This is a genomic window from Deinococcus detaillensis (assembly GCF_007280555.1).
Lineage (GTDB): Bacteria > Deinococcota > Deinococci > Deinococcales > Deinococcaceae > Deinococcus > Deinococcus detaillensis.
The window spans coordinates 1-6,209 of sequence record NZ_VKDB01000055.1; the positions used below are offsets into that span (position 1 = coordinate 1).

The 6,209-nt window shown below is 59.3% G+C and carries 6 protein-coding genes; 3 read left to right on the forward strand and 3 right to left on the reverse strand.

The window, feature by feature from the left end; genetic code table 11:
* Window positions 1-109 precede the first annotated feature (109 nt).
* The 3 genes from FNU79_RS18505 to FNU79_RS18515 form a co-directional block, all read right to left on the reverse strand.
* Window positions 110-1,306: a VanW family protein gene (locus tag FNU79_RS18505; protein ID WP_225430189.1), complete on the reverse strand. Its 1,197-nt coding sequence runs from the start codon at window positions 1,304-1,306 to the stop codon at window positions 110-112.
* 92 nt (window positions 1,307-1,398) lie between these two features.
* Entirely contained in the window at window positions 1,399-1,887 is a 489-nt protein-coding gene (locus FNU79_RS18510) for a fasciclin domain-containing protein (RefSeq protein WP_143722269.1), read from the reverse strand.
* Between the two features lie 314 nt (window positions 1,888-2,201).
* Window positions 2,202-3,725, reverse strand: a complete 1,524-nt coding sequence (locus tag FNU79_RS18515; protein ID WP_143722270.1) for a glycine--tRNA ligase — start codon at window positions 3,723-3,725, stop codon at window positions 2,202-2,204.
* A gap of 427 nt (window positions 3,726-4,152) precedes the next feature.
* Here FNU79_RS18515 and FNU79_RS18520 point away from each other — a divergent pair, with 427 nt between their 5' ends.
* The 3 genes from FNU79_RS18520 (at window position 4,153) to FNU79_RS18530 (ending at window position 5,982) form a co-directional block, all read left to right on the forward strand.
* Entirely contained in the window at window positions 4,153-4,602 is a 450-nt protein-coding gene (locus tag FNU79_RS18520) for a DUF4174 domain-containing protein (RefSeq protein WP_143722271.1), read from the forward strand.
* Between the two features lie 67 nt (window positions 4,603-4,669).
* On the forward strand, window positions 4,670-5,437 hold the full coding sequence (locus tag FNU79_RS18525) for a hypothetical protein (RefSeq protein WP_143722272.1): 768 nt from the start codon (window positions 4,670-4,672) through the stop codon (window positions 5,435-5,437).
* Entirely contained in the window at window positions 5,434-5,982 is a 549-nt protein-coding gene (locus FNU79_RS18530; RefSeq protein ID WP_225430190.1) for a DUF5946 family protein, read from the forward strand. The genes FNU79_RS18525 and FNU79_RS18530 overlap by 4 nt, the downstream gene beginning before the upstream one ends.
* Window positions 5,983-6,209: the final 227 nt, after the last annotated feature.

Sequence of the window (6,209 nt, forward strand, 5' to 3'; positions counted from 1 at the left end):
GCAGATCCTGTTCTCTCAGCGTCCCAGCCATGCGCCACAGCTTAACAGCAGCACCCTCGTCCTTGGACGGGAGCGCCGGAAGCCGCTAATCAGATACGAGCTGACCTTCTCAGCGCCTCAGCCGCTTGTCGTTTGGGGAGACGGCGAAGGTGCCGCCCCAAGGCCGGTAAGTGCTTCTGAGGACATCGGTTTGTTCGGCCTTACCTGTGTCTTTACCTATGCGCGCAATCGTCCGTACAATAGCCACCCGCACGCCCGAAGCGGGAAGGTCAACGCGTTCAATCTCACCAGCTTTGAGCTTGGGATCGGCCATGTAGGTTGGGTTGCTGGCCGGCTTGCGGTCGCTCAGCTTGGGCGCGGACACCTGCACGCGGCGGTCTGGGGCCGCTCCGAAGAAATCAAAGCGCAGCGTCTGGGCCTTGAGATCCCAGCTCGCCTGAATCAGCAGCGGGGCGGCTGTGTCGTTGCGAAAACGTAGATTCTTGGACGGAGCGTAGACGGTGGCCTCAAGCCCTGGTGGATCGTAATAAGCGACTTGATGCGAGTGGGCGTGCCGCTCCACCAGAGGCAGGCCCGCCAAATACGCCGCCCGAAAGAGGGTGGTGCTGATCTGGCACACGCCGCCGCCGTCTTCCAGCGCCAGACTGCCGCCTGAAATGATGTAGCCGGGTACGAAGCCGCTCGCCGAGGAGACGTTGCCCAGCTTGGCATTGAAGTTGAAAACAGCGCCTCGCTCCAGCCAACTGCCATTGAGTTTGGCACTGCCCACCCGGATATTGTGAACGCGGAAGTCGGGGCTGCCCACGAAGCTGGAGGTGCCTGTCACGACATGCTCCACTACCCCGCGCTCTTGCAGCACCCTCACACTGCGCGGGGGAGCTTGCAGGGTCAGCGAGACGGGCACGTTTGGTTGCCGCTGCTGAGCTGCTTTTTGAAGCGCTCTTTGGGTGGCTGTGCGCTCCACTTGCCAGCCAGTCTGGCCTTGCGCCACCCACGAGCTGCCCACTTGCCGGAAAAAGGCATTTCTGGGCGTGCGGGTTTCGATCTGCCGGTAGACCTTCTTGAGGGACGCGCTGGATAATTCTCCCTTCCGCAGAGCGGCCACCTGCTCGGCACTGAGGCGCAGTTCAAAGGCGCGGTTCACCAGGGGGCGCGAAATTTGACCACCCACCAGCAGCGGTTCGGGGGCGGTGACTTGGAGTCGGAAAATCTGCCCAGACTGTCCCGCGCTCGGAGCGCTCAGTGCCAAGCTCAAGCCGAACACGCCGAGCGCGGTGAGTGGCCAGGCGGCGAATGGTTTTTTCACATGTTTTCCTCTGCGGGTATCTTAACCTCAACGAAAAGCGGGAAAAGTAGAGGCGAAGTCGCCCCCCTTTTCCCGCCGGTGTGTTGCCCGTCTTACTTGGGCAGCAACACCGTGTCGATGACGTGAATCACGCCGTTGCTGGCCATGATGTCGGTCTTGGTCACGGTGGCGTCGTTGACCATGACCGTGCCGCCGTTCACCATGATCTTGAGGCTGGAGCCTTCAGCGGTGGGCGCACTGGTGATCTTGACCACTTGCGAAGCCATCACGCGGCCCGGCACGACGTGGTAGAGCAGCACCGCCTTGAGCTTGGCCGGATCGTTGAGCAGAGCCTTGAGCTGGTCGGCGGGCACTTTGGCGAAAGCCGCGTTGGTCGGCGCGAACACCGTGAACGGCCCGCCGGTGCTGAGCGTCTGGGTCAAGCCCGCCGCCTGTACCGCCGCCAGCAGCGTGCTGAAGTTGGGATCGTTGGCCACGATGCCGGCAATGCTGTTTCGGGGCGGCATTCCCGCGCCGCCGCCAGCGAGAGCGGAAGGAATCAGCAGCAGGGCAGACGTCAGTAGCGCAGTTCTTTTCAACATGAGAAACTCCTTTGGTGTAAAAGCGGCGTCTTATTGCCGAAGCTGGCCAAGTCATGAAAATAGGCCAAACAAACGACGACTTGACGTAAGAAGAACCTCTGGCTCTCCGATGTAACTTCTCTTTGGCTTTTACTGGCCCGAGCTTAATAAACTAGGCCCGACTCCTACGTACGCCGCCATACAATGAGTCCGTTGTGAACAGAGGCTGAAGAGGATTGTTGTACGTAGAAAATAAAAAATCTCCCCAAATTACAAGGGGAGAAGTAGATTTTAACGTTTTTTGTTAGAGCGAAGTCGCCAGTCCGTTGATCGACTTATTTCAGCTTTGCCTGGATCCATTCTGCCAACTCACTGATCTTGAGCCGTTCTTGCTGCAAGGTGTCGCGGTCACGCACGGTTACGGTATCTTTCAAGCTAACATCCGAATCTTCGTTGCTTTGGCCTAGGGTATCGAAGTCCACGGTGATGCAGTACGGCGTGCCGACTTCATCGTGGCGGCGGTAAGCCTTACCGATATTGCCGCTGTCTTCAAGAAGAATCCGGCCCAGGCCCAATTTTTGCAAGTCGTTTTTAATCTGGCGGGCCAGTTCGACCAGTTCGGGTTTGTTACGGGCCAGCGGAATGACCGCCACTTTAATCGGCGCAAGGTGCGGCTTAAACTTGAGCACGATGCGTTCATTGCCATTCTCAAGCGTTTCTTTGGTGAAAGCTTCGCTCAACACGGCTAAGAGTGCCCGGTCAACGCCTGCTGACGGCTCAATCACAAATGGCACGACAGGCTTGTTGGTTTCGGGGTGGGGAATGGTCAGTTTGGCGATGCTGTCGTTGTTCTCGGAGACACGCGCCACCAAATTCAGTTCAGACTGTGATTTGGTGTGGCTGCCCAAATCATAATCGGAGCGATTAGCAATGCCCTCGATCTCTTCATAGCCCAACGTGGGATAATCGTACATCAAGTCATAAGTGCGCTTGGAGTAGTGAGCCAAGTCTTCTTTGGGCACGTCCAGAATCTCAATTTTGCTGCGCGGCACACCCTGCGCTTCCCACCAACTCAAGCGTTTTTCGAGCCAATGCGCGTGCCAGTCTTCATCGGTGCCGGGGGTACAGAAGAATTCTATCTCCATTTGTTCGAGTTCGCGCACCCGGAAGATAAAGTTGCGCGGCGTGATTTCGTTTCTGAAGGCTTTACCGATCTGGGCAATCCCGAACGGCAAGCGGCGCGAGGTGGAGTCCACCACGTTTTTGAAGTTGGTAAAAATGCCCTGTGCGGTTTCGGGGCGCAGGTAGCCGTAGCTTTCCTCGTCGGCCACCGGCCCGATGGTGGTTTTGAACATCATGTTAAAGGGCTTGGGTTCGGTCCAGTCACCGATTTCACCGGAGAAAGCGTCTCGCACGCCTGATGTGCGCAGGGCTTCGCTGGCCTTGGCAGGTTCTGCGTTCAGTGCGGCGACCAGTGCGGGGAAGTTCTCGGGGTCTACGCCCATGTGCGCGGCGACCTTTGCCTGCACGTCGGCTTTCTGATCTTTGACGAGGTGGTCGAGGCGGTAGCGCTTGTTGTTCTTTTTGTTGTCGACCATCGGGTCGGAAAAGGTGGCCTCGTGGCCGGAGTGGCGCAGCACCAAGCGGTGCATGATTATGCTGGAATCCAGGCCCTCCATGTCGTCGCGCTCGTAGACGTTGCTTCTCCACCACGCCGCCTTGATGTTGTTCTTGAGTTCTACGCCGAGCGGGCCGTAATCATAAAAGCCTTGCAGGCCGCCGTAGATTTCTGAGCCTTGAAAAATAAAGCCCCGGCGTTTGCACAAGCTGACCAGTTCTTCCATTGAGGTTGCGGGCATACGTTCTCCTTTTTGAGCTGAGCGCTCATAAACCAAAGCAGCGCCCCCAGACGGCGGCAGCTTAAGCCTGTTTCCGTCTGGGGGCGCAAGTTGGGTCTGCGCGGTTCCACCCCAGTTCCCCGCGGAATCGTCGTGAGCGGACTCGCCTAGGCAAGCCACTCCTCCTCAGGGCACTTTATTGAAGTTGTCGGGCATGGTGTGCCCGCGCTCCCCGCCTGCCTTTCGTGCCGCGCTTACCCACCTGACTTTCACCGTCTCAGGCTCGCTCTTGGGTCAAGTTTTTCGGCCTACTCTTGACGGATCAACGCTACCGAGTAGTGTGGCGCAGACGGGCGGGGGGGTCAAGGGGCGGCGCTGGAGCGTGAACCAGAATCACACTGTAAGGCGGCTGACGGGCGGCGCGGCTTGGGGGCGGCAGGCTTGAGCAATGGACATCTTAAAAGCTGTGGCGCTGAGTGTGGCGGTGTCCGGTGTGGCGGCGACAGCGCCCGCCTTCGTGCTGCAAGATGCGGCGGGCCAGTTCTGGGCGCTCAAAGACCATCTCGGCCGCGAGCGCTTGTTGATCGTCTCGCAGCCGTCTGCGGCGTATTTGGCTGAAGTTCGGCGGCAAAATGTGGCGCTTCAAGTCCGTGATCTGCGGGTGGTGGCGCTACTGCACTCAGGTGACGCTCGCTTGAACGGCCCGCAGACGTTGACCCTGACGCTGCTGGCCGACTCCGCCGGAACAGTGGCCCAACAGTACGGCCCCGCCGCGCTGATCGGCAAAGACGGCGGCGTCAAGGCCCGTTACGCTGCGCCGCCGGCTCTCAATATAGTGCTGGGTCTGGTGGACGGCATGCCGATGCGCCAGCAGGAGCGCCGGGAACGGGGGAAATGAGCTAGGCCATTTGGCCGACTTGCTTTTTCAGCGCGGCGCTTAAACTGCGGTGTAGGAGGCCGCGACCATGAGGTTTGAACTCATTTCCACGCTAGAAAAGCTGCGCGAGGTGTACCAGGTGCCCCGCGGCCCAGCACGTTTTCAGGCGTATGTGTCAGCGGCTGTCGGGGACGCGCAACAAGCCGAGGATGTCGCCCTGTCGCCCCTGGTCAGCGCCAACCCGATGGCTAGTGAAAACGTGCTGGCCTGGCTGGAGACGTGGCTGAGCCTCGGTGCGGAAACGCTGGCCCGCGAGGTTCTGGAAGAATCCAATACCCGCTTTGAAGCCGTGCCATTCGCACGGCCTGTCAAGGTCGGTTTAGCCGTGTTGGACGATCTCGGCGGTGGCTGGACAAACCGGGCCATCAATGACGCGGCGCGGTTTCAGGTGGGCCGCGTCCTGGCAAAAACAGGCTGGGTGAACGTCAATTTATGGACGAGCCAAGCGCCCAGCCCGGCTGAGTTGCGCCTCTGCGTGCTTGAGGCCGCTCACCGCGCTGCCTACACTGTCCAGCACGGCGATCCTGTTACGCTGGCGGCGATGCTGGCGCAGGAAGGATTGATCGCGGCTTCGTCTGGACGCCGCCTGACGCTTGACGCTGACGATCTGGCCTACTCGCGCAGCATCATTGCGCCCCACCTTGAAAGTACCCATCAGCCCACGGTGTTGGCCTGTTTCTACGGTGATGACGTGGCCCGCGAGTGGGGGTATCCACCCCTCGGACTGTCTCAGAATGCTGGGTATGAAGTTGGCTTGGCCGACACGCTGGCCGCTCAGGTTGAGATCACGAGATGACGTTAATCAGCATTCAATCTGCCGATCTTGAGCCGTGTACCGGGTGCGGCGGCCTGTTCCTTCATCTTGACGGCCCGACACACCGCTACATGGAGTCCAGCGCTTCATGCTGGGCGACCTTTGGGGCGATGAACGATCCGTCCCGCTCAATTGAATATGTACCGTTCAGTGCATTGACCGTAGACGCTTACGCTGCTCAGCATCCCGGCCAGCCATCTCACCAAACCGTTAATTCAGTAGCCATTCACCTGATGGTCTTGTTCGGCGTTCTGGAGCGCGGCTATGAGCCTGAACAGGCGCTGTGGCTGCGAACGCGTCCGGGGCGTCTGGGCAAGACCCTCAAGCACGACCGTTTTCACTGGCTCACGCCGCCTTCCTTCACGTCTCGGCTCACTCTTGCTGATGTGGTGGCGGGCCGTACCCCGCGTGAGCGCTCACCGATGATTCAGGCTTGGACTGAAGATGTTTGGGCTGCCTGGGCCGCTCCGCACAGCGTTCAGGTTGAGGCGTGGTTTGAGCGGTATATCCTCAGCGAACGTCTCTAGAGCATTTGACGTAAAAGATTCCTCTCTTTTACGTATGAGCGGAGCGAGTGAAATACGTGCTAGAGCGGGTGAAAGTGGAGTTGCTTGGGCGCTTTTCCCAGGTAACGTAACGGACAAACGCTCTAAGAGGTGGAGTGAACCCAAAGCGCAGGACCAGCAGGCAAGTCACTTCTAGGCTGGATGATAGCGGGCGGCGAACTCGGCAGGTGGGACGTAGCCGAGACTGG